Below are 26,587 nucleotides of genomic sequence, written 5' to 3'. Positions count from 1 at the left end.
CTTAAAAAGCAAAAATATTAAGTTGCTATGACAATGTGTCAGAGCTGCTCCAACAATTCCAATCCTGCATACCATTTATCACCCGGGTCAGCATCAACCATAATTTGCTCATTCGACAAAGGATGAGTCAACTCCAGCCTGATAGCATGCAAAAACAGCCGGTCCAACCCAGTCCTGTTGGCCAACTCCAAGTCAGCCTCAGAACAATACTTATCATCACCAACAATCGGGCAACGATTAAACTGACAGTGCACTCTTATCTGATGCGTGCGACCGGTAACGGGCGAAGCCTTTAACAAGGTATAGCCACGATAACGCTGCAATACCTCAAACGTCGTCAAACAAGGCTTTCCTTCAACACTGACCTTAACATAACGCTCTCCAGACTGGCGGCTCAGCTTTAACAAAGGCGCAGTCACCCTGGTGATATCCTCCGGCCACTCCCCAACCACCAGACACTGATAAATTTTGGCAACCTGTTTATCTTTGATTGCCTGCTGAAGTTGCTTCAAAAAACTTCTTTTCTTCGCAACCATCAGGCATCCGGAGGTATCTTTATCCAGTCGATGAACCAATTCGAGGAAATGCGCGTCTGGTCTGGCTGCTCTTAAAGCTTCAATTAACCCCAGAGATACACCACTTCCACCATGCACAGCCATACCATATGGTTTATTGATTATCAGCATCCCATCGTCTTCGAACAAAATCCGGGATTCCAGAGAACTGGCAAATTCCGGCTTTATCACAACTGGCGCCCTGGCTTCTGACGTTCTGACCGGCGGAATCCGAATCAAATCACCGGCCATCAAAGTTTGCAACGGTTTGCACCGCTTACGATTAACCCTGACCTCTCCTTTTCTAATAACACGATAAACCCAACTTTTAGGAACTCCTTTTAACTGTGATAACAAAAAATTGTCGAGCCTCTGACCAGCTCGATCCTCCTGAACAGTAATAAACTGAACTCCTGACAATGGGTATGCTCCGCTACAAATTATGCATGCCAATATTAACATTTCTTCATTGATTGAAGCACTGTAACTTAACTGCTATATTCCTTTAGCCCATATAGGGCAAATATGCTGAGGAGAGCATCTGGTCCTACATGACCGAACATCCTTAAAGGTTTAGCAGATGAGTCGCTACAAAGAACACGGCGCTTTTTTTAAACATCGCAAATCAAACGTACAGCACACGATTTAGCCTAAACTTGATCACAGGCCTATCCTGAAATCACTAGAGAAGAATTCAAGACTACCGAAGGCTGACTGTACGAAAAAACGGATTGATAGTATCTGAATACAGTAGATCAGATGCTTACCAGCTAACTTAGAAGAAAAGCACTAAACCAGATTATTAGATGCTGGCAGTCCATATGACTGCCCGGTATTACAATAAAAATGGAAGCCAACTGCTTCTGTTTGCACGGCTAGTTACTATAGTACGAAGCCAGAATAGAGCGGGGCTTAACATATATCCCCTTCTCAGAGACAATTTTGTAGTACAAGAGCAGGTAATAAAGCTATCTGGTTTCTTGCTTTTCATGACTTTGACATGATTAAGAGCATATCAACAGCATGAAAAGAATGTTGATTAACGCAACTCAATCCGAGGAAATCCGAGTTGCACTGGTGGATGGCCAGAAATTATATGACCTCGATATAGAAAGCGGATTCCGCGAACAAAAAAAAGCCAATATATATAAAGGAAAAATAACCAGAATAGAGCCCAGTCTTGAAGCAGCTTTTGTGGATTACGGCTCAGAGAGACATGGATTTCTCCCTCTCAAAGAAATCTCCCGCGAATACTTCATTGATCCAAACGTTTCCGGACGCATCAACATAAAAGATGTTTTGAAGGAAGGCACAGAAATCATTGTCCAGGTTGATAAGGAAGAAAGAGGCAACAAAGGAGCAGCCCTGACATCAATGATCAGTCTGGCTGGTCGTTATCTCGTATTGATGCCCAACAATCCAAAAGCGGGTGGAATATCAAGGCGCATAGAAGGTGAAGACCGTGCTCAACTCCGCGAAGCCCTCCAAGGTGTTAATGTGCCGGAAGGCATGGGCATCATTGTTCGTACAGCCGGAATCGGGCGTAGTTCTGAAGAGCTTCAATGGGACCTGGATTATTTGCTACAGCTCTGGGAAAGCATCACGGGAGTGTCCAAAGAGCGCGAAGCTCCTTTTCTGATCCTTCAGGAATCAAATGTCATTATTCGTGCGATTAGAGATTACCTTCGCCAGGATATTGGCGAAGTATTGATCGATAACAAAGCCGTTTATGATTATGCAATAGACTTTGTCCAGAAGGTAATGCCTTCCTATCTTCCTAAGATCAAACTCTATTCAGAATCGGTTCCTTTGTTCAACCGTTACCAGATTGAAACCCAGATAGAAACTGCCTTCCAGCGGGAAGTGAAGCTCCCTTCAGGTGGCTCCATTGTTATCGATCCAACTGAAGCACTGGTATCTATCGATATCAACTCCTCCAGAGCAACTAAAGGGGTGGATATTGAAGAAACTGCCCTGAACACAAATATCGAAGCTGCTGAGGAAATAGCCAGACAATTACGTCTGCGCGATATGGGCGGATTAATTGTCATCGATTTTATCGACATGAATAACCCCAAAAACCAAAGGGAAGTCGAAAACAAACTTAAAGATGCCACCGAGTCGGATCGGGCCAGGGTTCAGGTTGGCCGTATTTCAAGATTCGGCCTGCTTGAAATGTCACGTCAACGACTCAGACCATCTCTTGAGGAAACAAGTGGACACGTCTGCCCTCGCTGTAATGGCCAGGGAGTCATACGGGATGTTAAATCTTTGGCACTGGCAATTTTACGTCTCGTCGAAGAAGAAAGCCTGAAAGAAAGAACTGCACAAATACGCGCAATATTACCAATTTCAGTTGCAACATTTCTGCTGAATGAGAAAAGAAAAGCCATTGGTGATATTGAAGCCCGTACCAAAGCTCAGGTATTGATCATCCCCAATGCAGCATTGGAGACTCCTCATTATGAAGTCATCAGAGTTAGAGACGACAGCGAACTGATCACATCTGCAGAACCAAGCTTCGCCATTCAGCTCACCGAAGTCGACGCTGGAGATACAGACAAAGAAGAACATTCACATAAACCAGCAGAAAAACCGGCCATTAGTACAATCGCCACACCAAGTTCACCAGCTCCTCAGCCACCATCCCGCGAGATACAGCAACAGAGCGATGAACAAAAGAAAAGCTTGCTTGGAAGCCTGATCGGCAGCATTGCCGGGATATTTGGCGGTACCTCAAAAACCACCGAATCAGTTCAATCTGAGCCCCAAAATACTAGTAGATCCAGACAAGCAAAAGACGTCAGAAAAACACCATCTCAGCGTACCCAAGGTAATAGTGCCAGCAAAAACAAACCACGTACTAACAAACCCAGACCGGAACGTGCGCCAAAAAACAGAGATGATGAACGTCGTTCAAAGGCAACACCAAGCAATAATTCGGAACAGCAGCCATCTTCGGCCGCGAAAAACACCCCCAAAAAAGAGCCGAGTAACCGCAGACCTGACCGCGACAATCGCGGTACTGTTGCTAATGAAGAAAAGGGGTCCAACCGCAAAAAACGCAGTTCATCCAGTAAAGCACCTCGTCGACAGAGACAACAACCCAACGCCAGCGAGAGCAGCCAAAACCCTGATGCACCAGTTCAGAATCTTCAGAACACTCCTCAGGATACAACTTCTGCACCAGAGGTTTTTGATTTCAAAGCAACGAAAAACAGTGTTGAAACCTCAACCCCTGAAGTAAAAGCTGAACCAGAAACTAAGGCCCAGCCAGTTACCAACAGCACTGACAACACCGCCAAACAGCCGGATGCTCCAGAAGTAAAACCTGTAGAAACAAAAGCACCTGCCATAGCAACGGTTGAGACACAACCTTCCAACCAGGAGGCAACCCAACCAAAGCCGGCGCAAGAAACAAAGACCAATAAATCGGAGGCCGAGAAACCTCAGGATCCGGATAATGAGTCTTCAGCACCAAAACGAGCATTTAATGATCCAAGAGAAATAAAACGAAGAATGCTCGAAGAGGAGAAAAATACCACCGGACCCGGCATTCAGGAAGAATAACTCCACTCCAAGGGCTGCCCGATGGCAGCCCTTTTTAATTTACACCTCTCTGACCTTCTTGAAGAGCTCATGCACTTGTGGTGAAAACTTTTCTTACCCTAAGATGATTTCCTATCTGATGTTTCTTTCACCAGATAAAGATAAGAGCGCAGGAGAGAAGAACAATGAATTCAAAGATTCCACAAATTGCTTTTGACTGGTACGACGAATATGCCCATGGCGACATTGACCGTCGTACGTTTGTATCCAGGCTTGCAACGCTGGCGGTGGCTGGCTTGACTGCAAATACCATTACAGCAGCATTACTACCAAACTATGCGCAAGCTGAACAAATATCCTTTAACGATCCGGATATTACAGCAAGTTATCAAAATTTTGATTCACCCAAAGGACATGGCACTGGTCGTGGCTATTTGGTTCTACCCTCTAAGCTTGAACAACCCGCCCCCACTGTTCTGGTCATACATGAGAATCGGGGACTAAATCCGTACATAAAAGACGTTGCCCGAAGACTGGCCAAAAAAGGCTTTATTGCCCTCGCCCCGGACGCACTATTCCCTCTGGGTGGTTATCCCGGTAATGATGATGAGGGTCGAAGCATGCAAAGCTCTATGGATAAAATGAAAATTGAGCAGGACTTCATAGCTTCGGCACAATTCCTAAAACAATATGAAAGAGGTAACGGAAAAGTCGGTGCAGTAGGCTTTTGTTTTGGCGGATATATTTGCAATATGATTGCCGCAACAATTCCAGATACAGTGAATGCAATATCACCTTTCTACGGAACTCCCGCCAATGACAATATTGTAAACCAGGTTAAAGGTCCTTTACTGCTGCACTTTGCCGAACTAGACAAGCGCGTAAATGCAACCTGGCCATCCTATGAAGAGATATTAAAGAAAAATAAGGTGCCTTATGAAGCCTATATGTACTCTGGTGTAAACCATGGGTTCCATAATGACTCCACAGCCCGCTACGATGAACAGAGTGCTGAACTGGCATGGTCAAGAACAATCGATTTTTTTAACCACCACCTCACAGCACAAAACAAATCTGTATAACAATAGGTCCAACTATAGTCGGCAGCAGATAAAAATTACACGTAACAATGAATATACAGAATTATACCGTAGAACAATCAGCTGCCACCTCAACGACAGAACACAAACACAACCTGTTATATAACAATTGAAACACGTTGGTATCTATGCAGCAGCTAGAACATACTTTCGACACTCTACTGTCTTTAACTCAATCCCTTGGGCAGTACTTACAACAAAACCAAGTTACCTGCTGGTGTCATGGCTACCAAACCGCAGCACAAGGAATTCATGAAGCAATCACGGATTTTTGGTATCGGGATGGGATGGACGGTCGCGAAACCATCGCTTACTACGGATTAGTTGCAAGCGATGAAAAAATGCTGAACCAGGTCACTGAGATCAATCAACTAAAAGCAGACTTTGCGGACTACATCAAAAAGATCAGAGAAGACTCTCCAAATGACCTGAACAGGTACAAATACGAATTAATCTCCAGACATTCGAACTTGGCCAATGAGCTTGCCGCTAAAGGACTGGCTCGACTTAATCTCAAACAGGTCACGCGAACCATACCCGTCTTACGACAAAATCCAGCAAAAATAAGCTTTAACTGGTACAAAAGTGGAAAAAGCATTCAAAGGATTTCAAAACAGGAAGCACTCAAAAAACTAATGCGCTTTGATGTATTGGCTCCACACATTAAAGTTCAGTACGATCGCCTGGGGAGTTTGCCCGATACAGAAGTTTTGGCATTGGTACAAAACCTTAGCCCAATTATGCGAGCCAACATACTATATGGAAATGGAGAACGAACAGCCTTTAATGTGGCTTTACCGATTTTCTTCCCTAGAGAGCAAGGAATGCCAGCATTTTCGATTCCAGACTCTCTTCCTCCTGAAAAACGCCAGCGTAAAATCAGAAACGACAATCAATTGGAGGAAGACCCCATTGCTCCGAGTATTCGGGTGTATCGATATCGACCTGGACGCTAATCAGTGAGCTGAGATGAGAGTTGAAACTCACCCAAAATTTCGATCAGCAACAAAAGGATTTGTCAGACGCTCCTGCCCGAAGGTAGACATCGGACCATGGCCGGGAATAAAACATATGTCATCCCCAAGCCCAAGCAATTTCTCGCGAATAGACCGAATCAATTGAGCATGATTACCACGAGGGAAATCTGAGCGCCCAATACTGCCTGCAAACAACACATCACCAACAATTGCCAACTTGGAGGACTCACAGTAAAACACGACATGGCCCGGGGTGTGTCCTGGAGTATGCAACACCAACAACTGTGTTTCACCTATTTTGACAATGTCGGAATCATTCAACCATACATCCGGCACCACATTTTCAGCCTCACCAAAACCAAACATGGATGCCTGGTTTTCTATCTGATTCAGCCAAAAAGCTTCTTCCTGCTGAGGACCGACAATCGGAACATTCAGCATATTCTTGATAGCATTTGCTGCTCCAGCATGGTCAAGATGCCCATGAGTCAAAAGAACCTTATCAACGTCAACGCCCAAGGCATCAACACGTGCCAGAATTTTCCCGGCTTCACCGCCAGGATCAACGATTGCAGCCTTACCCGTTTTCTCACACCACAGAATGGAACAATTCTGTTGAAAAGGAGTCACTGGAACAATTTCATATTTCATAATCGATTTAATCCATTTAGCGCAGCAACACGATAAGCTTCTGCCATCGTCGGATAGTTAAATGTATGGGTAACAAAGTATTCAAGTGTATTGCCGCCATTTTTCTGTTCCATAATAGCTTGGCCGATATGAAGAATCTCTGCAGCCTGATCACCAAAACAGTGAATCCCCAATAACTCCAATGTCTCACGATGAAACAGAATTTTTAACACACCTACATCTTCACCAGTAATCTGCGCCCTGGCTGTATCTTTAAAATAAGCCTTACCTACTTCATATGGAATCTTTGCTTTTGTCAGTTCGCGTTCGTTTTTACCAACAGAACTGATCTCTGGAATGGTATAAATACCATTCGGTATATTTTCAAAAAAGATATAGCTCGAATCGTTTACAATAGCACCAGAAGCGGCTCTACCCTGATCATATGCAGCGCTGGCCAGACTTGGAGCACCAATTACATCGCCAACGGCAAAGATATTGTCCGTCTTTGTCCGATAAAACCGATCAACCTCAAGCTGACCACGAGAATTTGCTTCCAAGCCTGCATTTTCAAGACCAAGATCATCAGTATTCCCTGCGCGACCATTGGCCCATAAAAATGCATCCGCTTTAATGACTTTTCCACTTTGAAGCTTCAACTCAACATAATCATCATAACCATGAAGACTCTCAAACATTTCATTATGACGAATCAACACTCCGTGACCACGCATGTGATAACTCAAGGCATCTGAAATTTCATCATCCATATATGCCAGCAATCTCGCCCCTGGGTTAACCAGGTCAACCTTGCAACCCAAACCATTAAAAATTGAAGCATACTCACAACCAATAACCCCAGCCCCATAAATAATGATACGACGAGGGGTTCTGTTCAGGGTCAGTATAGTGTCGCTGTCAAACACCATAGGATGACTAAAATCGACATTATCAGGACGGTATGGGCGGGAACCAGTTGCAATGACAACATGCTCAGCATGTAAGATATCTTTGGTGCTTTGACTGGTTTGAACCTCAACAGTATTGGGATCCACAAATCGCGCATGGCCATTAAAAATCTTAAAATGGTTACGACTGTAAAAACGACGACGCATACTTACCTGCTTGCTAATGACCTGTTGGGCACTGGCATTAACTTCAGGAAAAGACAGCAGGGTTGGCTCTGCAATAGCTCTGAACAGCGGTGTTCTGTTAAATTTCATAACAGCATGCACTGCATGACGGAGCGCCTTGGAAGGAATCGTTCCTTTATGAGTACAACCACCTCCAACCTCAGCTCGGGAATCTATCAGCGCAACAGTCTTGCCCTTTTTGCCGGCATTCATAGCAGCACTTTCTCCCGCAGGTCCAGTGCCAATAACGACAACATCATAACTGTATTCAGCCATAGATACTCCCAGCCATAGTGATCACAACAAAAAACATATTATTTAAACCCAGAGATCTATTTTGCAGTGGCGTCATAAGCCAAACTGGCACTTTTTTGACTAATCCTTTTAGCTTTTTCAACCTCATCCTCGCAAATGCTTTTATCCCCACCGCAGATATCACAGGCCACATCCATACCCAGCGCAGCCATACCACCACAACTCCCAGTAATGGGTTTTCTACCCATCATTACGCCAACAGCCATCAACGCGGTAAATATAACCATGGCAAAAAATACAACAATAAACGTACTCATAATCACCTCTTAAACTCGTAGTTATCAAACAACGAACTTTTATATTCTTTAAAACCATCGGCCGTTTTCTCAATCAAAAACACAGCCAACTGCTCTTTCTCAGCCAACTCCAGAGCAGACCTGGTACCCAGAACCATCATCGCTGTAGCCCATCCATCAGCAATAGCGCAGCTATCAGTAATCACACTCACCGAAACCAATGGATGATCAATCGGAAAGCCGGTTTTGGGATCAATCGTATGGGAATATCTTTTCCCGTTGACCTCAAAATAATTGCGATAATCACCTGATGTTGCGATAGCCCGGTCAGATAACGGTAAAATCCGATATATACCTCCGGCACCGCTTTCCGGCGTCTCTATAGCAACTCGCCAACTGTCGCCGTTAGGTTTCTTGCCCTTCAAGCGCATTTCACCGCCAACCTCCACCAGATATGCAGAAATATTGAGGCTGTCCAGGTACTCTGCAACCTTATCAACGGCATAACCTTTGGCAATTGCGGACAAATCAATCTCTCTTGGCGCTATTTTAGTGACAGTGTGAGTAGCTGTATCCATCTGCAACGCGGAATATCCCACCATATCAAATGCTTTAGTTAACTCCGCTTTATCTGGAACGATATCCGGCCTATCACTTGGTCCGAACCCCCATAAATCAACCAGCGGTTCAACTGTAATGTCAAATGCACCAACACTTTTTTCACTGATGATCTGAGCCTGCGAAACAACGTAGAACAAATCATCAGACATATGAAACGGTTCACCGACCGGGGCGTCATTAAATCGGTTAAGCTCAGACTTTTTCAAATACGTAGACATCGACTGATCAATACGGTCCAGCACACTATTCACACCATGCTGATACTTGCCTACCTTATTTTTTTCACCAACGTACTTAATAGAGTAGCTGGTTCCCAAGGCCTGACCATAAAACGTTTGAATTTCATCCTGGCCAGAAACAGAACAGCCCGTGGCTGCCATGATGGCAAAAAATGCCATCACAACAAACACGGGCTTTAATACAGAACGTATCTGCACGAATACTCCCAAACTCTTATCCGCCGAAATCGTCCAACAGAATGTTTTCGTCTTCTACACCCAGATCTTTCAGCATCTTAATAACTGCGGCATTCATCATTGGAGGACCACACATGTAATACTCACAATCTTCTGGTGCTTCATGATCTCTAAGATAGTTTTCATACAAGACATTATGGATAAATCCAGTCAGGCCATTCCAGTTATCTTCTGGCTGCGGATCGGACAAAGCCAAGTGCCAGTCAAAATTCTCATTTTCGCCAGCCAGCATGTCATACTCATCATTGTAAAAAACTTCTTTCAGTGAACGCGCACCATACCAGAAGCTCATTTTACGCTTGGTATGAAGACGCTTAAGCTGATCAAAGATATGTGAGCGCATTGGTGCCATACCAGCACCACCGCCGATAAATACCATTTCGGCATCTGTATCTTTAGCGAAAAACTCACCAAACGGCCCGTATACTGTCATCTTGTCACCTGGTTTCAGGTTAAAAACAAAAGATGACATTAGTCCTGGCTGAATACCATTACTTCCTGGAGGAGGAGTAGCAATACGAATATTGAATTTAACCACACCTTTTTCTTCAGGATAATTCGCCATTGAATAAGCGCGAATAACAGGCTCTTCAATTTTGGTCTCAAGGTTAAAGAAACCAAAACGTTCCCAGTCACCACGAAACTTTTCTTCAATATCAAAATTCGAAAACTTGATATGTGAAGGAGGTGCCTCAAGTTGCACATATCCACCAGCTCGGAAGTCAACATTCTCCCCTTCTGGCAGCTTCAGCGTCAGCTCTTTAATGAAGGTGGCCACATTGGGATTGGACTCAACCGTGCATTCCCACTTTTTGACACCAAACACTTCGGCTGGCACTTCGATTTTCATATCCTGTTTAACAGATACCTGACAGGCAAGGCGATAGCCTTCACGAGCCTGACCTTTGGTAAAGTGGCCTTCTTCAGTCGGTAACATAGAGCCACCTCCTTCGAAAACCTTACATTTACACTGTGCACAGGTACCACCACCACCACAAGCAGATGACAGGAATACATTGGAGTTAGCCAATGTCTGAAGCAACTTACCACCAGCAGAAACGTCTAAAGTTTTACTGGGATCATCATTAATCATGATTTTAACATTTCCCGAACTCACTAATTGCGAGCGGGCGGCGAGGATAACAGCGACCAGTGCAAACACGATCACCACAAACATCACTACACCAAGAATAATTTCTGTACTCATATTATACGATCACTCCCTTTTAAAGGCTGATACCAGAGAATGACATAAAACCAAGAGACATCAGCCCAACAGTAATGAAGGTGATGCCAAGGCCCTGCAGACCAGCAGGCACGTCACTGTATTTGAGTTTTTCACGAATACCGGCAAGAGCCGCAATGGCCAGCGCCCAGCCAAAGCCAGATCCCACACCATATACAGCACTTTCAGCAAAAGTGTAATCACGTTCAACCATTAACAGCGAACCACCCATAATAGCGCAGTTCACCGTGATCAACGGTAAAAACACCCCCAATGCGTTATAGAGAGCCGGAACATACTTATCCAGGAACATTTCTAATATTTGAACCATGGCAGCGATTACGCCGATATAACTCAATAATCCCAGAAAGCTAAGGTCTGCATTAGGAAAACCAGCCCATGCCAATGCACCATCGCGCAACACATAGTTATAAAGCAGGTTGTTAATAGGTACAGTAATGGTTTGCACGACAACTACTGCAATCCCAAGACCAATAGCAGTCTCGACTTTCTTAGAAAGTGCCAGAAAGGTACACATCCCAAGGAAGAACGCCAGAGCCATGTTTTCAACGAAGACTGTTCTGACAAAAAGGCTAATCAATCCTTCCATTACATTGCCTCCTTATTAACATGTTTCGTCATCTTGAACTCTGCTTTCTCAACCTGATCTTTCTTGTAGGTACGTATACCCCAGATAATTATGCCAATCAGGAAGAAAGCACTTGGAGGCAGCAGCAACAGGCCATTAGGGATATACCAACCACCATCATTTACAACCGGAAGTATGGTAAGCCCAAACAATTTTCCGGAACCCAGAAGCTCACGAATAAAACCCAGTGTCATCAACATCGCTGAGTAGCCCAAACCATTCCCAATACCGTCAAGAAAACTTGGTACAGGAGGGTTTGCCATGGCAAATGCTTCAGCACGCCCCATCACGATACAGTTGGTAATAATCAGTCCCACAAACACAGACAACTGTTTGGAAATTTCAAAGGCATACGCCTTGAGTATCTGATCAACCACGATAACCAAGGAAGCAATGATCGTCATCTGCACAATAATACGGATACTGGAAGGAATCTGATTCCGTATCAGCGAGATAAATAAATTTGAAAAAGCCGTTACCAGCGTCAGCGCAACACTCATTACAAATGCCACACGCATACTGGACGTAACCGCAAGAGCTGAACAAATTCCCAAAATCTGTAATGCGATCGGGTTGTTAGTCAGAATGGGTCCCAGTAGAGTTTTCTTAATAGCTGAAGACATACCTTACACCTCCCCTTTTGCCAAGTTCTTCAGGAAAGGCCCATACCCATTTTCACCCATCCAAAAATGGACCAGGTTATCAACACCGCGTGTTGTCAGAGTTGCGCCAGACAAACCATCAACCACATGATCTACTTGATATTGGTTGTTAGGGTCTATGTTTCCTTTTTTTACCGCTATCGCCAGAGAGCCATCATCAGCAAAGAGCTTTTTACCTGGCCACAAGGCTTTCCATTTTGGATTATCAACTTCACCACCCAACCCCGGAGTTTCACCCTGCTCATAAAATCCGAAACCAACTACGGTATTCAAATCTTTATCCAGGGCAATAAATCCATACATGGTTGACCAAAGACCATATCCACGAACAGGTAGAACCAACGTCTGCAGCTGCCCACTTTTTTCGATGGTATAGACCTTGGAGTAATACTCCTGACGCTTGATAGATGCAGTGTCTTCAGATGGGGGTAAAACCTCACTCATTGATGGGTCTTTAGCCGCCACTTTCTGATCATAACCGTCAGCATCAACTGCATCGGTGTACTCACCTGTGCGTAAGTCAACAATGTGAGTGGTTACCGCTTCAAACTGCTTGGCAACAGGTTTACCAGTTGTATAAATATTGGCCGCTTCCAAAACACTCCGACGAACCTGGTTTGCTTTGTTAACTTCCTGTATAGGCTTTAACGAAACTGCCGCCATAGATACGACAATTGAGCATGCCAAACAGGTTAGGAAAGCAATTTTTATGGTATTGCCAATGGAATTTTTATCAGACACGAGCCGCCCTCCTCTTGATGTTTGCTTGAACAACAAAGTGGTCGATGATTGGAGCAAACAAATTAGCAAACAGAATAGCCAGCATCATGCCTTCCGGAAACGCCGGATTAGCAACCCGAATGGTTACTACCATAAAGCCAATCAGTGCACCAAAAATCCATTTACCTTTATTCGTCATAGAGGCAGAAACCGGATCTGTCGCCATGAAAATCATACCAAAGGCATAACCACCCAGCACCAGATGCCACTGAGGAGGCAAACTAAACATAGGATTGGTATCTGAGCTAATCGCATTAAATAGTAATGCTGTTGCCACCATTCCAATCATTACTCCAGACACAATGCGCCATGAAGCAACACCGGTAATCATCAGAAACGCACCTGATATCAGAATGGCCAGCGTAGATGTCTCACCAACCGAACCAGCCATATTTCCAAGAAATGCTTGTATCCACGTCAATCCGTTCAACGTTCCCTGAGCATCCAACCCCTGTGAAGCTGCCACACTGAGTGCAGTCGCACCGGAAAAACCGTCCACAGCAACCCATACGGAATCACCAGACATAAACATAGGATATGCAAAGAACAGAAATGCCCGACCAGAGAGTGCTGGGTTCAGGAAGTTTTTACCGGTTCCCCCAAACACTTCCTTGCCAAATACAACACCAAAGGAAATACCGAGAGCGACTGCCCACAGCGGAATACTCGGCGGACAAGCCAGGGCAAACAAAATGGAGGTTACAAAAAAGCCTTCATTGATTTCATGGCCACGCACACCTGCGAAGATAGCTTCCCAAATACCGCCGACAATAAAGATGGTGATATAGATAGGCATGTAATACCAGAAACCATACCAGAAGTTATCCCAACCACTCGTCGGGTCATTCCCGGCAAACAGCCCGATCAATGCTTCACGCCATCCATCACCAACGGGTAAGCCTGCAGATATGGCACTATTGGCCTGATAGCCGAGATTAAACATCCCTACTACCATGGGTAGTAACGCCGCCATCCATACCAGGATCATAATACGCTTCATATCATTATGGTCGCGTACATGAGACGAAGAATGGGTAACGATGCTTGGTTTATAAGTTGCTGTGTCGATCATTTCATAGATCACAAACAACTTCTCGAACTTTCCGCCTTTCGTAAAATGCGGTTCGAGATCATCCAGAATTTTTCTCAATCCCACAATTAACCCTCCAACTCAATACGCGTCAGACTGGAACGCAAAATAGCGCCATACTCATACTTACCGGTACACACAAAGGTACATAGAGACAGGTCTTCTTCATCCAGCTCCAAAGCGCCCAGTTTTTCTGCAGTATCGATGTCGCCAACTATAAGGCTTCTCAGCAACTGCGCCGGCAATATATCCAAAGGCATGACCTTCTCAAAATTACCCAACGGCAGGAAGCATCTTTCTGAACCATTTGCTGAAGTATCGAAATCGAATTTTTTCGAAGGAGACAGACTGGAAATAAATGTGTTCAGGACAGAAAAGTAGTTAAAGCCGGGGCGCACATAATGCAGCATGTCGCGGTCGCGACCTTCTTTTAATATAGACACCTGACTGTGATAACGCCCAAGATATGCAAATACCTCAGCTGTTGAATTACGGCCACCAAAGACAGAACCGGAAATCAAACGATTTTCTCCCGGCTTAACCTCATCAGCCGTCAATTGCAGCAGATTGGCACCGATACGGGTTCTGACAAGTCCAGGGTCACTGACCTGAGGACCTGCGATTGCGACCACACGCTCAACATAGAGTTGTCCAGTGGTGAACAATTTTCCGATAGCAATAACGTCCTGATACCCAATTGTCCAAACCGTTTTGTGACGACTGACAGGATCGACAAAATGGATATGAGTACCAGCGTTACCGGCAGGGTGCTTGCCACCGAATTCTTGAACCTGAGCACTACCCGATGGAACATCAGCGCCTGATGCCTTGCACAGAAAAACCTTTCCTTCGGTCAAGCGCGCCAGAACAGCCAAACCATCAACAAATGACTCCTTTTGCTCAGCAATGATCACTGCCGGATCTGCAGCCAGGGGATTCGTGTCAATGGCGGTTACAAAAATTGAGTTAGGAGTTGAGTCAATCTTCGGTACTTTGCTGAATGGACGGGTCCGCAAAGCCGTCCAAAGCCCCGAATTTACCAGATTGCTTACTACCTTATCGCGAGATAATGCAGCCAACTGACTGGATTCATAACTCTCAAAACTCTCCGATTCATCTCCTTCCAGATCTATGACGAGGGATTGGAATACCCTACGGGCACCCCGGTTGATCTGCTTAACCACACCGGCACCCGGTGCAGTGTAGACAACCCCATCATTTTTTTTATCTGAGAAAAGGATTTGACCGAGTTTGACCTTGTCGCCCTCTTTGACTTTCATAGTGGGTTTCAGACCATGGTAGTCAAAGCCGACGACCGCCACCGAAGAAACTGATTTACCGTCACGAATTGACTGCTTCGGTTTACCAGTAATCGGCAGGTCGAGACCTTTCTTGATTTCGATCATATGCCTAGTCCAATTATTTTAGATGAGTAGATTTTGGTAGGGCCAACGAAAAACATATGTCTGACATGACCCTTTCAGAAATAGGTTGAGTTCCAGGTATCTTGTGGTTTTTTTCAAAAAAACGGATACCTCCCCAAATTCGCGCGCATTAGTATAAGGATAGGATTCATGACTTGCTACTAATGCATTGAATTTAGTGTGCTTTTCGATCACCCCATAAAACGATAATGATTATCAAGAACATTAAAAACCCTTACCCAACCCTGGATACCTGCTGCCTGAGTGTTAAACTACGCGCCCTCAATACTGCTGATTGTGTAAATTAAGTCAATGAATCTAACTAAGTTCATCCCCACCAAAGCCGGTGATCAGAAACTTCTGGGCGCTCTGGCTGGTGGAGGAATGGGGTTTGCTGTCGCCCAACTCTGTCAACAATCCGAGCAATTGACGGTTGTGATTACTCAGTCATCCGTCTCAGCCAGCACAATCGTTGCTGAAACACGCTTTTATTCCGGTGACCAGATCGAAATACTAAGCTTACCGGATTGGGAAACGCTTCCTTACGATAATTTTTCCCCTCATCAGGATATTATCAGTCAACGATTAAAAACCCTGACGACATTAGCTTCTTTACGACAAGGATTGTTGGTTGTTCCCATATCTACAATCATGCACCGTCTGGCACCGGCCTCTTATTTACAGAGCCGCAGCATCCAACTTCATACAGGCGCAGAGTTTAATATCGATTTATTCCGCAAAAGACTCGACAACGCCGGATACCGAAACGTAGCAACAGTTTTTGAACATGGAGAATACTCAGTCCGTGGCTCCATCATGGATGTATTTCCAATGGGCACTGATCTACCAATCCGCATCGATCTATTTGATCAGGAAATCGATACACTCAGGACGTTCGATCCCGATACGCAGCGAAGTATAGAGCAAATCGAAAAAGTTGAACTGCTGCCGGCAAAAGAGTTCCCTCTTACTGACGAAGCCATTGCTCAATTTCGACAAAACTTCAGAGCAACCTTTGACGTACCATTAAAAAGCTGCCCCATCTATCAAGACATATCCGATGGCCTCATACCGGCAGGCATTGAATACTACCTCCCGCTGTTTTATGACCAGTTAAGCAGCGTATTTGATTACCTGCCTGAAGACACACTGGTCATTACAGAATCAGGTCTTGAAAGCAGCATGGATCATTTCTGGCAGGAAATAAGTAATCGCTATGAAAACCGCCGCCATGATCTAAGTCGACCGATTCTGCCGCCACAACAGATTTTTATTGCCAAAGAAGAGCTGTTCCGGCGCCTTAAGTCGTTTCCGCGCATTTCACTGACAGAGCATCCCCTGGAAGAAAAAGCGGGACGTCTGAATTTATCTCTGGCGGCTCCTTCGGAGTATCCAATCGACTCCCGGGCGCAAAATCCTTTAAATGCGCTGGAAGCATTTTTAATGGAAACCTCTCACCGTGTGCTGTTCTGTGCAGAGAGCCATGGTCGCAAGGAAAGCCTGCTGGATTTACTTAAAACCATTCGCCTGAGTCCGACAGAACTCGACAGCTGGAGCAGCTTTATATCCACCGGGGATCGACATGCAATCGTTGTTGCGCCACTGGAACGGGGTCTGGTACTTCCGGATGCAGGTATTACTGTCATTACGGAGTCACAGTTATTTGGCCAGAGCATGGTCACCCAGCGAAGACGACGAAAGCAATCCCAGGAAGCCGCCGAAAACGTCGTCAAAAACCTAACCGAACTGAAAATTGACGCACCAGTCGTACATATTGACCATGGTATCGGTCGCTATCGGGGCCTGGAAACCATCGAAGTCGATGGCCAAAAAGACGAGTTTCTAACCCTTGAGTATGCCGACAAAGCCAAATTATATGTTCCAGTAACCAGTTTGCATTTGATTTCCCGATACTCTGGCACGGACATGGAGTACGCCCCACTCAGCAAACTGGGCACCGATCGCTGGAGTCAAGCCAAACGTAAAGCGGCAGAAAAAATTCGTGATACTGCTGCCGAGTTACTGGAAATATATGCTCAACGCGAAGCCAAAAAAGGTCATGCTTTCACCTTTGAAGAAGCTGACTATCGGCGTTTTGCCGCAGATTTCCCATTTGAGGAAACCCCCGACCAACAATCGGCGATTGAAGCAGTATTAAACGATATGCGACAGGACCGCCCTATGGACCGGCTAATCTGCGGCGATGTTGGTTTTGGTAAGACAGAGGTTGCCATGCGCGCTGCCTTCGTTGCCGCCATGTCAGGCAAACAAGTAGCCGTGCTGGTTCCGACAACGTTATTGGCTCAGCAACACTATGAAAACATCCGCGATCGACTGGCAGACTGGCCCATAAAAATTGAAAGCCTTTCCCGATTCAAAACAGGAAAAGAGAGCACCAAAGTTATCGAAGGACTTGAAAACGGGTCTGTAGATATCGTGGTCGGCACCCACAAATTACTCGGCTCTCAAATTAAGTTTGAACGCCTTGGCTTATTGGTTGTAGACGAAGAGCATCGCTTTGGGGTTCAACAGAAAGAGAAAGTAAAAGCCCTAAGATCGAATGTCGATATCCTCACAATGACAGCCACACCTATTCCAAGAACCCTTAATATGTCGATGGCGAGCATTCGAGATCTATCAATTATCGCCACACCACCGGCACGTCGATTGTCAGTTAAGACTTTCGTCAGACAAACTGACGACGCACTTAAAAAAGAAGCCATCCTGAGGGAAATTTTGCGCGGCGGCCAGGTTTATTATCTACATAACGAAGTCAAAGATATTGAGAAGTGCGCCGCAGATATCCAAAGCCTGGTACCTGAGGCCAGAGTCGCTGTAGGCCATGGGCAAATGAGCGAACGCCAGCTTGAAAGGGTGATGTCAGATTTTTATCACAAACGCTTTAATGTACTCGTTTGTACCACAATCATCGAAACAGGTATCGACATTCCATCAGCCAACACCATTATCATTGATCGTGCGGATAAATTTGGTTTAGCCCAACTGCATCAGCTTCGTGGACGAGTTGGTCGATCCCATCACCAGGCATACGCTTATTTACTGACTCCGCCCCCCAAAACCATGACCAAGGACGCCCTGAAACGGCTGGATGCCATTTCGGAAGCTGATGATCTGGGTGCCGGTTTTACATTGGCAACCCATGATCTGGAGATACGTGGCGCCGGAGAACTTCTGGGTGAAGAGCAGAGCGGACACATGGAGACCATCGGCTACAGTCTCTATATGGAAATGCTGGACCGGGCAGTCAAAGCCATACGTAGCGGCAAAACACCCGACTTAGAGAACCCCTTGGATCATGGTGCAGAAATAAACCTGCACATTCCGGCGATTATCCCGGATGACTATATTCCAGACGTCAATACTCGCCTGACACTCTATAAGCGCATCGCCAGCACAACCGATGAGCAAATCGTACGGGAGCTGCAGGTAGAAATGATCGACCGCTTTGGTTTGCTGCCCGATCCCGTCAAAAACCTGTTCAGACAGACATTATTACGACTAAAAGTAGAACAACTTGGTATCAACAAAATTGATGCTGGGGAGGCAGGAGGAACCATACATTTCTCAGCAGACACCACTATAGAACCATATGCAATCGTTAGGATGGTCCAGGCAATGCCCCACAAATTCAAACTGAGCAGAGCCGACCAGCTAAAGTTCATGATAGAGTCTTCGACAGCCGAAGAACGTTTTGGCACTATTGGAGACATTCTTAAAATGCTAACCAGAGACCCCAATAAATTATGAAGCGATTGATTTTCAGCACAGGATTATGCCTGCTGAGCCTTCATTCACTCGCCACCGAGCCGCGCTGGTACGAGGTAAGTCTGCTAATATTCAGCAATAATATAGCCAGCGAACAGAACCCCGAAACCTGGCCAACTTATCCATTGCTGGATATTCCTGAAAATGCCATCCAGATTGTCGACCCGGCAGATGACAACAGTGACCAGAAACCATCTACAGATAATGGGCTTCCAGCTCCATTTGAAGCACTACCCGAAAATCTTCAGTATCTGAAAAGTCAGGCAAACAGGCTCGCAGCCAGCAAGAACTATACTGTGCTATACCACAACAGCTGGTTCCATCCGGTTTTACCTGAAAAAGAAGCTTCTCCGGTGGAAATCATCGGAGGTCATCAGTATGGCAGCATTAACGAGTTACACGGGTTAATTAAGATTCATATCAGCCGCTACTTACATGTAGAGACAAACCTGTATTTAACAGATGTTGCGCTCAGCAATTCCCCTTTCGACCTTCTTACTGGAACTGATAGCAACTCAAGCCTTCCAGCAGGTTCATTGCAGGACCAACTGGAGCCCTTCGGAGGCTTGGCACTATTTTCTTCTCCAGACAACAAAGTCTCGCCCGTAAACGGCCAGAAGAACCAATATTATGTCGCTACAAGTAGCGCTCATATGGATATGAAGCGGCGAATGCGCTCCAAAGAACTGTATTATTTTGATAATCCCAAGTTTGGAATGCTGATTTATTTTGTCCCTATGGAAGATATACCACAGGCCACAGCGATCACCCCATGATTCTTTCGAGGCAGAGCCAAACACTCTGCCTCAACTCACCTCAAGCGGCGTAAAAGCTACCAACAAACTGACTTAACAGCGAAATAGCATCATTCATCCCCTGCTCTAGTGCCTCTTCAATCTGCTTGATGGTAATAACGGATTGGCTTTTTCCTGCAGCCGGATTAACCACTAGAGATAAACAGGCATAATTTAGCTTTAATTCCCGAGCCAAAATTGCCTCTGGCATACCAGTCATCCCTACAATATCGCAACCATCTTTTTCCATTCGCACTATCTCTGCCGCTGTTTCCAGCCGGGGCCCCTGAGTACAACCGTATACTCCATGCCCAACAATGCCCAATCCTTTCTCTTCACCACTCTGAATTAGCAGCCCCCTCAGGCTTTCAGAATATGGAAAAGAAAAATCGACGTGAGTCACACCCCCATTATCTCCATCGAAGAATGTATGAGCACGGTCAGCCGTATAGTCGATAATCTGGTCAGGCACAACCAATTGCCGGGTAGCCATTTCTTTCGTAATTCCCCCGACAGCATTGACAGCAATAACATCAGTTGCATAAAGATTCTGCAACGCCCACATATTCGCCCGGTAATTGACTTTGTGTGGAGGTATCTTATGGGGATGTCCATGTCTGGCCAAAAACAACACCCGGCGATTCTTAAATGTACCTTCTAATACAGGAGCAGAAGGATGCCCATAAGGTGTCTGGATATCATGAGCACTCGAAATTGTCAGCTCCTCTAATTGGGTCAAACCAGACCCACCGATGATAGCTAGCGTTTTTGGCATATTGCACTCCTTAAGAGACATTATCATTGAGTCCTCGCAGGTTACTCTCGGCCCACTATCGTCGCAACCATAAAACCTTTTCCAACGCAGATAGCCCCCCATACCGTTGGACTGCTCAATATCTTTACATCCGATAGGCAGCATTAACGTGCTCAAGCTTTGAATTTATGGGATACAAACAGCTAGAATAAATATTGAGCAAGGCGCTCTAGCAAGCTGTTGATTTTTGTTCATGAAGCAGTAAAGGCAAGACAAAAATTATCGAAAAAGCGCAGTTTATAGATCCAAAATGAGCATTCTGAGACAATTTTTAGTGCAGTACTCGCACCGAATGTAGAAATTCAATAATCTGCTAGAGGACCACAATGACACAGCTCAACCTAAGCCACTACTTCCTCTTGGCAATGCCAGATATGCAGGATCCCTACTTCGCCCGTTCCGTTGTCTACATCCTGGAGCACGACAGCAATGGCGCCTTCGGACTGATCATCAACAAACCGGTTGCTACCAAAATCTCAGAAGTTGTGGAACAACTGGACATTTCTGTCCCGGAAGATTGGCAAGACCGCCCTGTACTTTATGGTGGCCCTGTTTCTACGGAGCAAGGATTCGTCTTATTCGAGACTGAAGAAAATGATGGTCAAATATCAGGCTCCAACAAAGTGGCCATCACCACATCCATTGATGCACTCAACACGATCATGCATATTGATAATCAACAATTTTTACTGTGCATGGGCTATGCCGGATGGGGTCCGGGACAACTGGAGCGCGAATTACAGGAAAATGGATGGCTGACAGTGGAGGCTGATCTAAAAATTCTTTTTATGACTCCCACCGACAATAAGTACAATCAAGCACTAAAGAAACTTGGAATAGATCCAGCTATGATGTCAAACACAGGCGGCAGGGTTTAACTCCCCTTACCTTAAAACCGGCTTTACAAGACGCTACTCCATGACAGCTCACCAACTGTTTTATTACATTTTGCAATGTCGTCAGAATCAGTCTTTATATTCAAAGATAATGGTATAAAAACTGCTCGGCATTCAATAACAAAGGCCCAACTCCGGAACAACAGCCCACTCTTTAATGCTCATGCTTTGTCCTGGACCAATACGAATGGCTTTATAACCACGGACCATACTATGCTATTAGCTTGATACCATTTTAGAGCCTGTTCATCTGTTACTGCTCCAACCATCCCCTCTGACTGCCAGTGACGGACTTTATCTGCTTCATCCCGTTTTATAGCAACAGCCACTTCCAACAAATCCAGGTCCGTACTGACGTAGATTGTTTTACCAGACGCGAAAAACACCTGCAGCTCTCGCCATAAAATCTTCGCAGCCTCCCTATTCAACATATCAACATCCACGTCATACATAGTTGGTTCGTTTTCTGTCAATCTGACCACCCTCTTTTCAAATAGCAAACCGAACGGCATTATGGTCACTCATTTACAAATCACAAGACGTTGTAGCTGATATGAAGACCTCTCAGGTTGTTGTCGCCACATTTTCAAGCTCTACTCTATTAGTTCTCTGGTCAGCTCTGTTCTGGAACCTGGCATTTAGCCCGGAACATTTTATTCCCCCAATCATTGAATCCACTGACCTTCAGGCAATACTAGAGCCCTATCAGAGTGGTCGTTACTGGTTAGAAAATGACACATTGAAAGCACTGCTGATCGTGAATCAGCAGGCAGGCCTGAAAAATCAACTCGAGCTACTTATGATTGTTTTCACAGGTTATTCGGTTCTGTGCCTACTTACCTGTCTATTGCTCGTAGCAGCAAAAATTCATACCCTCCACAGAGGACAGCGGTTCACCGTAGTATTTGGATTAGGTATGGTATTTTCAATCTTGCAAATGATGATACAACCAGTGTGGTATGATTTACGAACCAGCGGTACCTACATAACCATGCTGTACGAAACAATAAGCTGGTTAATATTGGCCACGACTATGGCATTCCAACTGGGAACAAAGAAGAGAAATATATTCAGCTAGATATATGTGATGCTGTGCGAAGCCAATACGTAGATATATTGGTAGGCTCAACTGGACTCGAACCAGCGACCCCCACCATGTCAAGGTGGTGCTCTAACCAACTGAGCTATGAGCCTACAGCGGGAACGAATAATAATGACTTTTTATCCGGATGCAAGCTTTTTCTTAAAAAAGCTTTTGAATTCAGAAACTTACACGCCCACAGATATAAATAGACCCGCTCTTGGCGGGCCTGTTTAAAAATGTTTCAATCAGGTTCGACCGTAACGATCCTCAAATCGAACAATATCATCTTCACCCAAATATGATCCAGACTGAACCTCAATCAACTCTAAAGGAATAGAGCCTGGATTTTCCAACGCATGCACTTCCCCAACGGGGATATAAGTTGACTGGTTTTCTGTTACCAAAAATGTTTTATCACCATTCGTTACTTTGGCAGTACCAGAGACCACAATCCAATGCTCAGCGCGATGATGATGCATTTGTACACTTAGTTTACAGCCAGGTTTTACCGTAATACGTTTAACCTGATAACGCGCACCAGAATCGATGGAGTCATATTTCCCCCAGGGACGATAAACTTCGCGATGAGAATGATAGTGAGAACGGCCCTCTGCTTTGATCTTGGCCACTACATCTTTCACTTCCTGAACACGGTTCTTTGCTGCGACCAGGAGCGCATCTTTAGTATCAACAATAACGATATCATCGAGTCCGAGCGTAGCAACCAGCCTATCCTCACCTTGAACCAGACAGTTATGGCTATCCAAGTTTACTACATCTCCATGAAAAACATTACCCGCGTCGTCTTTTTCATTGATTTCCCACAACGATGACCAACTGCCTACATCACTCCAGCCAGCATCCATCGGAATCACCATGGCTCTGCCAGTATTTTCCATCACTGCATAATCAACAGACTCATCAGGGCATTTTCTAAAAGCATCAGCATCAACCCGAACAAAATCAAGATCTACGCTAGTATGTTGAACAGCTTCAGCACAGGCCTGGAATATATCCGGGCGATGGGCTTTGAGCTCATCAAGATATTGTTCGGCTTTAAACATGAACATACCGCTATTCCAAAGATACTCCCCACTTTTAATATACTCTTCGGCCGTTTGTACATTTGGTTTTTCAACGAACTGTTCAACTTTAAAGCCATCCGCCTTAGCCTGCCCACGACGTATATAGCCGTAACCGGTATGCGCTTCAGTGGGTACAATCCCAAACGTAATCAGATCCCCTTCCAGCGCCAGCGCCGCTGCACTTTTAACAGCCCCATGGAAAGCCTGCACATCTTTAATAACATGATCAGCAGCAAGAACCAGCAATACAGAGTCTTTATCGCGACTAACAGCCGCCAAAGCTGCCAATGCAATTGCCGGCGCCGTATTTCGCCCTTCCGGTTCCAAAATAATCTGACCAAGACGATCAATATCCCTTAACTGCTCTGCAACAATAAAACGATGTTCCTCATTACAAATCGTCAACGGTTTTTCAATATCCAACCCGGATAACCGCATTGCAGTTTCCTGAAGCATCGTATATTCACCAGCAAGATTATTAAATTGCTTGGGGAACAGTTGCCGAGATAACGGCCAAAGACGGGTACCAGAACCTCCAGCCATAATGACAGGTAATATCATCCGTATTTTCACTCCTGTGGTTAATTTCAAAACTGGCAACATTGTACAGATACAACAGAAAGGTGTACTACATTCACTGTACTAATTTTCCTTTTAGCCGAACCATTTCATCTCTCAATTCCGCAGCCTTCTCAAATTCCAACGATTTAGCCGCCTGATGCATCTGATCCTCTAAACCTCGGATGCGCTTAACAATATCCTCTGTTGACAAAATTTCTTCGGCCAAATACTGAGCTTCTCTCTCCGCAACCTTCTTCAAATCAGACCGACTACGTCCACCAGCCTGCCCCTTGGATGAGCCTTTACCTGGGATAACAGCTCCCTCCATAATATCTATCACGGATTTCTTAACACCTCGCGGCGTAATGCCATGCAAAATATTGTGCTGTAACTGCTTCTCCCTTCTCCGCTCCGTTTCATCAAGCGCACGTTTCATGGAATCAGTTATTCTATCTGCGTACAAAATAGCCCGTCCGTGCTCATTACGTGCGGCCCGCCCAATAGTCTGAATAAGACTGCGATCGGAGCGCAAGAAACCTTCTTTATCTGCATCCAGAATGGCAACCAGTGATACCTCAGGAATATCCAGCCCTTCGCGCAACAGATTAATGCCGACCAACACATCAAATGCACCCAATCGAAGATCTCGGATGATTTCAACTCGCTCAACGGTATCTATATCGGAGTGCAGATAACGAACTTTGATGCCGTTTTCTGCCATATAATCAGTCAGGTCTTCTGCCATCCTTTTTGTTAAAGTGGTCACCAGCACTCTCTCACCTTTTTGAACCCGATCCCGGGCCTCATGCAACAAATCATCAACCTGAGTAGATTGCGGCCTGATTTCCACAATCGGGTCAACCAATCCAGTCGGTCGAACGACTTGCTCCACCACCGCCTGACCATGGTCTTTCTCATAAGATCCCGGGGTAGCGGATACATAAACAGCCTGAGGGGAACGGGCTTCCCATTCTTCAAACTTCAAAGGCCGGTTATCGAGTGCAGATGGTAGCCGAAAACCGTACTCCACAAGGGTTTCCTTTCGAGAGCGGTCTCCTTTATACATTCCACCAACTTGAGGAATAGTCACATGGGACTCATCAATAAACATAAGCGCATTTGCAGGTAGGTAGTCATAAAGCGTAGGCGGTGGCAAGCCCGGTGCCATTCCCGTAAGATGCCTGGAGTAGTTTTCAATTCCCTGGCAATAACCCAACTCCCTGAGCATTTCAATATCATATCGGGTTCTTTGCTCAAGCCTTTGTGCCTCTACCAATTTATTGCCACTACGCAACTGTTCCAGACGCCCCTTCAACTCCGCTTCTATGGTATCTATGGCACCAAGCACCGTATCACGGGGAGTTACATAGAGTGTCTTTGGGTAGACAGTATATCTAGGAACTTTCGCGATAATCTGACCAGTCAAAGGATCGAAAAGCGACAGCTCTTCAACCTCTTCATCAAACAACTGAATTCTCAAGGCTTCAAACTCAGACTCAGCCGGAAAGATGTCAATTACATCCCCTTTAACTCGATATGTTCCCCGCTGAAAATCAGCGTCATTTCGTTTGTATTGAAGCTCAGCAAGTCCTCGGAGTATATTTCGCTGGTCAATAATCTCACCTCGAGAAACATGCAACCGCATTTTGGAATAAGACTCGGGATCCCCTAATCCATAAATGGCGGATACTGTCGCAACTATCAGCACATCTTCTCTGTCCAGCAGTGCTTTTGTGGCCGATAAACGCATCTGTTCGATATGATCATTAATGGATGCGTCTTTATCTATGAAGGTATCAGAAGAAGGAACATATGCTTCAGGTTGATAGTAATCATAATAAGATACGAAATACTCAACTGCATTGCTGGGAAAGAAGTCCTTGAACTCACCATACAATTGAGCAGCTAAGGTCTTATTGTGGGCAAGTACAATTGTCGGCCGCTGGACAGCCTCAACCACTTTCGCCATGGTAAATGTCTTACCAGATCCGGTTACTCCCAACAACGTCTGAGCCTTAAGGCCGGACTCTATGCCTGCGACTAACCGACTGATGGCTTGGGGCTGGTCTCCGCTCGGCTCATACTTGGAATGTACGACGAACTTTCGTTCTGACATGAAGCTGCTCCATGGATCAAAAATTTGGAT

At 45.3% G+C, this 26,587-nt stretch carries 22 protein-coding genes and 1 tRNA gene; 7 read left to right on the top strand and 16 right to left on the bottom strand.

Annotated elements, in window-relative coordinates; all coding sequences use genetic code 11:
- Window positions 1–38: 38 nt before the first annotated feature.
- Window positions 39–1,016 carry a 23S rRNA pseudouridine(955/2504/2580) synthase RluC gene (gene rluC, locus YC6258_RS14655; protein WP_044617642.1) on the bottom strand — a complete coding sequence of 326 codons (978 nt, stop codon included), beginning with the start codon at window positions 1,014–1,016 and terminating at the stop codon, window positions 39–41.
- 561 nt (window positions 1,017–1,577) lie between these two features.
- Between rluC and rne the strand changes: the two genes are divergently transcribed.
- From rne to YC6258_RS14635, 3 genes are all read left to right on the top strand, one after another.
- Window positions 1,578–4,124, top strand: coding sequence for a ribonuclease E (rne, locus tag YC6258_RS14645; protein WP_211264529.1), 2,547 nt, complete (start codon window positions 1,578–1,580; stop codon window positions 4,122–4,124).
- Between the two features lie 164 nt (window positions 4,125–4,288).
- Window positions 4,289–5,185, top strand: a complete 897-nt coding sequence (locus tag YC6258_RS14640) for a dienelactone hydrolase family protein (protein WP_044617639.1) — start codon at window positions 4,289–4,291, stop codon at window positions 5,183–5,185.
- Between the two features lie 146 nt (window positions 5,186–5,331).
- Entirely contained in the window at window positions 5,332–6,159 is an 828-nt protein-coding gene (locus YC6258_RS14635) for a DNA replication terminus site-binding protein (RefSeq protein WP_044617638.1), read from the top strand.
- 27 nt (window positions 6,160–6,186) lie between these two features.
- Here the strand turns inward: YC6258_RS14635 and YC6258_RS14630 are convergent, their stop codons facing one another.
- Genes YC6258_RS14630 through YC6258_RS14585 form a run of 10 tightly spaced genes read right to left on the bottom strand, consistent with a single transcriptional unit; the run spans window position 6,187 to window position 15,403 of the window.
- Window positions 6,187–6,831, bottom strand: coding sequence for an MBL fold metallo-hydrolase (locus YC6258_RS14630; protein WP_044617637.1), 645 nt, complete (start codon window positions 6,829–6,831; stop codon window positions 6,187–6,189).
- A complete protein-coding gene (sthA, locus tag YC6258_RS14625) occupies window positions 6,828–8,219 on the bottom strand; it encodes a Si-specific NAD(P)(+) transhydrogenase (protein ID WP_044617636.1) in 1,392 nt (463 codons plus the stop codon). Before sthA ends, YC6258_RS14630 begins: the two co-directional genes overlap by 4 nt.
- Window positions 8,220–8,275: 56 nt before the next feature.
- The gene (gene nqrM / locus YC6258_RS14620; protein ID WP_044617635.1) at window positions 8,276–8,515 is read right to left on the bottom strand and encodes a (Na+)-NQR maturation NqrM; all 240 of its coding nucleotides are present in this window, start codon (window positions 8,513–8,515) and stop codon (window positions 8,276–8,278) included.
- 2 nt (window positions 8,516–8,517) lie between these two features.
- Window positions 8,518–9,513, bottom strand: coding sequence for an FAD:protein FMN transferase (locus tag YC6258_RS14615; protein WP_044620060.1), 996 nt, complete (start codon window positions 9,511–9,513; stop codon window positions 8,518–8,520).
- A gap of 55 nt (window positions 9,514–9,568) precedes the next feature.
- The gene (nqrF, locus tag YC6258_RS14610; protein WP_044617634.1) at window positions 9,569–10,798 is read right to left on the bottom strand and encodes an NADH:ubiquinone reductase (Na(+)-transporting) subunit F; all 1,230 of its coding nucleotides are present in this window, start codon (window positions 10,796–10,798) and stop codon (window positions 9,569–9,571) included.
- A 19-nt stretch (window positions 10,799–10,817) separates the two neighbouring features.
- Window positions 10,818–11,426 carry an NADH:ubiquinone reductase (Na(+)-transporting) subunit E gene (nqrE, locus tag YC6258_RS14605; RefSeq protein ID WP_044617633.1) on the bottom strand — a complete coding sequence of 203 codons (609 nt, stop codon included), beginning with the start codon at window positions 11,424–11,426 and terminating at the stop codon, window positions 10,818–10,820.
- Window positions 11,426–12,088 (bottom strand): NADH:ubiquinone reductase (Na(+)-transporting) subunit D, encoded by a 663-nt coding sequence (locus YC6258_RS14600; protein WP_044617632.1) that lies wholly within the window; start codon window positions 12,086–12,088, stop codon window positions 11,426–11,428. Before YC6258_RS14600 ends, nqrE begins: the two co-directional genes overlap by 1 nt.
- A gap of 3 nt (window positions 12,089–12,091) precedes the next feature.
- Window positions 12,092–12,868, bottom strand: coding sequence for a Na(+)-translocating NADH-quinone reductase subunit C (locus YC6258_RS14595; protein WP_082070732.1), 777 nt, complete (start codon window positions 12,866–12,868; stop codon window positions 12,092–12,094).
- Window positions 12,861–14,063 (bottom strand): NADH:ubiquinone reductase (Na(+)-transporting) subunit B, encoded by a 1,203-nt coding sequence (locus YC6258_RS14590; RefSeq protein WP_044617631.1) that lies wholly within the window; start codon window positions 14,061–14,063, stop codon window positions 12,861–12,863. Before YC6258_RS14590 ends, YC6258_RS14595 begins: the two co-directional genes overlap by 8 nt.
- A 2-nt stretch (window positions 14,064–14,065) precedes the next feature.
- On the bottom strand, window positions 14,066–15,403 hold the full coding sequence (locus tag YC6258_RS14585) for a Na(+)-translocating NADH-quinone reductase subunit A (RefSeq protein WP_044617630.1): 1,338 nt from the start codon (window positions 15,401–15,403) through the stop codon (window positions 14,066–14,068).
- Window positions 15,404–15,733: 330 nt separating this feature from the next.
- Here YC6258_RS14585 and mfd point away from each other — a divergent pair, with 330 nt between their 5' ends.
- Together mfd and YC6258_RS14575 are read left to right on the top strand one after the other, a co-directional pair.
- Window positions 15,734–19,189, top strand: a complete 3,456-nt coding sequence (mfd, locus tag YC6258_RS14580) for a transcription-repair coupling factor (RefSeq protein WP_044617629.1) — start codon at window positions 15,734–15,736, stop codon at window positions 19,187–19,189.
- A complete protein-coding gene (locus YC6258_RS14575; RefSeq protein ID WP_044617628.1) occupies window positions 19,186–19,983 on the top strand; it encodes a CsiV family protein in 798 nt (265 codons plus the stop codon). The genes mfd and YC6258_RS14575 overlap by 4 nt, the downstream gene beginning before the upstream one ends.
- Window positions 19,984–20,023: 40 nt before the next feature.
- Here YC6258_RS14575 and YC6258_RS14570 read toward each other — a convergent pair whose 3' ends face one another.
- The gene (locus tag YC6258_RS14570; protein WP_044620058.1) at window positions 20,024–20,776 is read right to left on the bottom strand and encodes an S-methyl-5'-thioinosine phosphorylase; all 753 of its coding nucleotides are present in this window, start codon (window positions 20,774–20,776) and stop codon (window positions 20,024–20,026) included.
- 365 nt (window positions 20,777–21,141) lie between these two features.
- On the opposite strand from YC6258_RS14570, the gene YC6258_RS14565 reads away from it, so the two are divergent.
- Complete coding sequence (locus YC6258_RS14565) at window positions 21,142–21,693, top strand: YqgE/AlgH family protein (RefSeq protein ID WP_044617627.1); 552 nt, start codon at window positions 21,142–21,144, stop codon at window positions 21,691–21,693.
- Window positions 21,694–21,872: 179 nt separating this feature from the next.
- On the opposite strand, the gene YC6258_RS14560 is transcribed toward YC6258_RS14565, so the two are convergent.
- Window positions 21,873–22,223, bottom strand: a complete 351-nt coding sequence (locus YC6258_RS14560) for a DUF2288 domain-containing protein (protein ID WP_245626937.1) — start codon at window positions 22,221–22,223, stop codon at window positions 21,873–21,875.
- 41 nt (window positions 22,224–22,264) lie between these two features.
- On the opposite strand from YC6258_RS14560, the gene YC6258_RS14555 reads away from it, so the two are divergent.
- Window positions 22,265–22,789 carry a hypothetical protein gene (locus YC6258_RS14555; RefSeq protein WP_044617626.1) on the top strand — a complete coding sequence of 175 codons (525 nt, stop codon included), beginning with the start codon at window positions 22,265–22,267 and terminating at the stop codon, window positions 22,787–22,789.
- Between the two features lie 39 nt (window positions 22,790–22,828).
- Here the strand turns inward: YC6258_RS14555 and YC6258_RS14550 are convergent.
- From YC6258_RS14550 to uvrB, 3 genes are all read right to left on the bottom strand, one after another.
- A tRNA-Val gene (locus YC6258_RS14550) sits at window positions 22,829–22,905 on the bottom strand.
- A gap of 135 nt (window positions 22,906–23,040) precedes the next feature.
- Window positions 23,041–24,441 carry a mannose-1-phosphate guanylyltransferase/mannose-6-phosphate isomerase gene (locus tag YC6258_RS14545; RefSeq protein ID WP_044617625.1) on the bottom strand — a complete coding sequence of 467 codons (1,401 nt, stop codon included), beginning with the start codon at window positions 24,439–24,441 and terminating at the stop codon, window positions 23,041–23,043.
- 73 nt (window positions 24,442–24,514) lie between these two features.
- Window positions 24,515–26,557 carry an excinuclease ABC subunit UvrB gene (gene uvrB, locus YC6258_RS14540; RefSeq protein WP_044617624.1) on the bottom strand — a complete coding sequence of 681 codons (2,043 nt, stop codon included), beginning with the start codon at window positions 26,555–26,557 and terminating at the stop codon, window positions 24,515–24,517.
- Window positions 26,558–26,587: the final 30 nt, after the last annotated feature.

Origin of the sequence: Gynuella sunshinyii YC6258 (assembly GCF_000940805.1) — a bacterium.
Classification (GTDB): Bacteria; Pseudomonadota; Gammaproteobacteria; order Pseudomonadales; family Natronospirillaceae; genus Gynuella; species Gynuella sunshinyii.
This window is presented reverse-complemented; position numbering and strand designations above follow the sequence as displayed.

Bases quoted from the DNA above. Each gene is read 5' to 3' on its own strand.
- rluC (WP_044617642.1), bottom strand. From the start codon at position 1,016: ATGTTAATATTGGCATGCATAATTTGTAGCGGAGCATACCCATTGTCA.
- rne (WP_211264529.1), top strand. From the start codon at position 1,578: ATGAAAAGAATGTTGATTAACGCAACTCAATCCGAGGAAATCCGAGTT.
- YC6258_RS14640 (WP_044617639.1), top strand. From the start codon at position 4,289: ATGAATTCAAAGATTCCACAAATTGCTTTTGACTGGTACGACGAATAT.
- YC6258_RS14635 (WP_044617638.1), top strand. From the start codon at position 5,332: ATGCAGCAGCTAGAACATACTTTCGACACTCTACTGTCTTTAACTCAA.
- YC6258_RS14630 (WP_044617637.1), bottom strand. From the start codon at position 6,831: ATGAAATATGAAATTGTTCCAGTGACTCCTTTTCAACAGAATTGTTCC.
- sthA (WP_044617636.1), bottom strand. From the start codon at position 8,219: ATGGCTGAATACAGTTATGATGTTGTCGTTATTGGCACTGGACCTGCG.
- nqrM (WP_044617635.1), bottom strand. From the start codon at position 8,515: ATGAGTACGTTTATTGTTGTATTTTTTGCCATGGTTATATTTACCGCG.
- YC6258_RS14615 (WP_044620060.1), bottom strand. From the start codon at position 9,513: ATGGCATTTTTTGCCATCATGGCAGCCACGGGCTGTTCTGTTTCTGGC.
- nqrF (WP_044617634.1), bottom strand. From the start codon at position 10,798: ATGAGTACAGAAATTATTCTTGGTGTAGTGATGTTTGTGGTGATCGTG.
- nqrE (WP_044617633.1), bottom strand. From the start codon at position 11,426: ATGGAAGGATTGATTAGCCTTTTTGTCAGAACAGTCTTCGTTGAAAAC.
- YC6258_RS14600 (WP_044617632.1), bottom strand. From the start codon at position 12,088: ATGTCTTCAGCTATTAAGAAAACTCTACTGGGACCCATTCTGACTAAC.
- YC6258_RS14585 (WP_044617630.1), bottom strand. From the start codon at position 15,403: ATGATCGAAATCAAGAAAGGTCTCGACCTGCCGATTACTGGTAAACCG.
- mfd (WP_044617629.1), top strand. From the start codon at position 15,734: ATGAATCTAACTAAGTTCATCCCCACCAAAGCCGGTGATCAGAAACTT.
- YC6258_RS14575 (WP_044617628.1), top strand. From the start codon at position 19,186: ATGAAGCGATTGATTTTCAGCACAGGATTATGCCTGCTGAGCCTTCAT.
- YC6258_RS14570 (WP_044620058.1), bottom strand. From the start codon at position 20,776: ATGCCAAAAACGCTAGCTATCATCGGTGGGTCTGGTTTGACCCAATTA.
- YC6258_RS14565 (WP_044617627.1), top strand. From the start codon at position 21,142: ATGACACAGCTCAACCTAAGCCACTACTTCCTCTTGGCAATGCCAGAT.
- YC6258_RS14560 (WP_245626937.1), bottom strand. From the start codon at position 22,223: ATGCCGTTCGGTTTGCTATTTGAAAAGAGGGTGGTCAGATTGACAGAA.
- YC6258_RS14555 (WP_044617626.1), top strand. From the start codon at position 22,265: ATGAAGACCTCTCAGGTTGTTGTCGCCACATTTTCAAGCTCTACTCTA.
- YC6258_RS14545 (WP_044617625.1), bottom strand. From the start codon at position 24,441: ATGATATTACCTGTCATTATGGCTGGAGGTTCTGGTACCCGTCTTTGG.
- uvrB (WP_044617624.1), bottom strand. From the start codon at position 26,557: ATGTCAGAACGAAAGTTCGTCGTACATTCCAAGTATGAGCCGAGCGGA.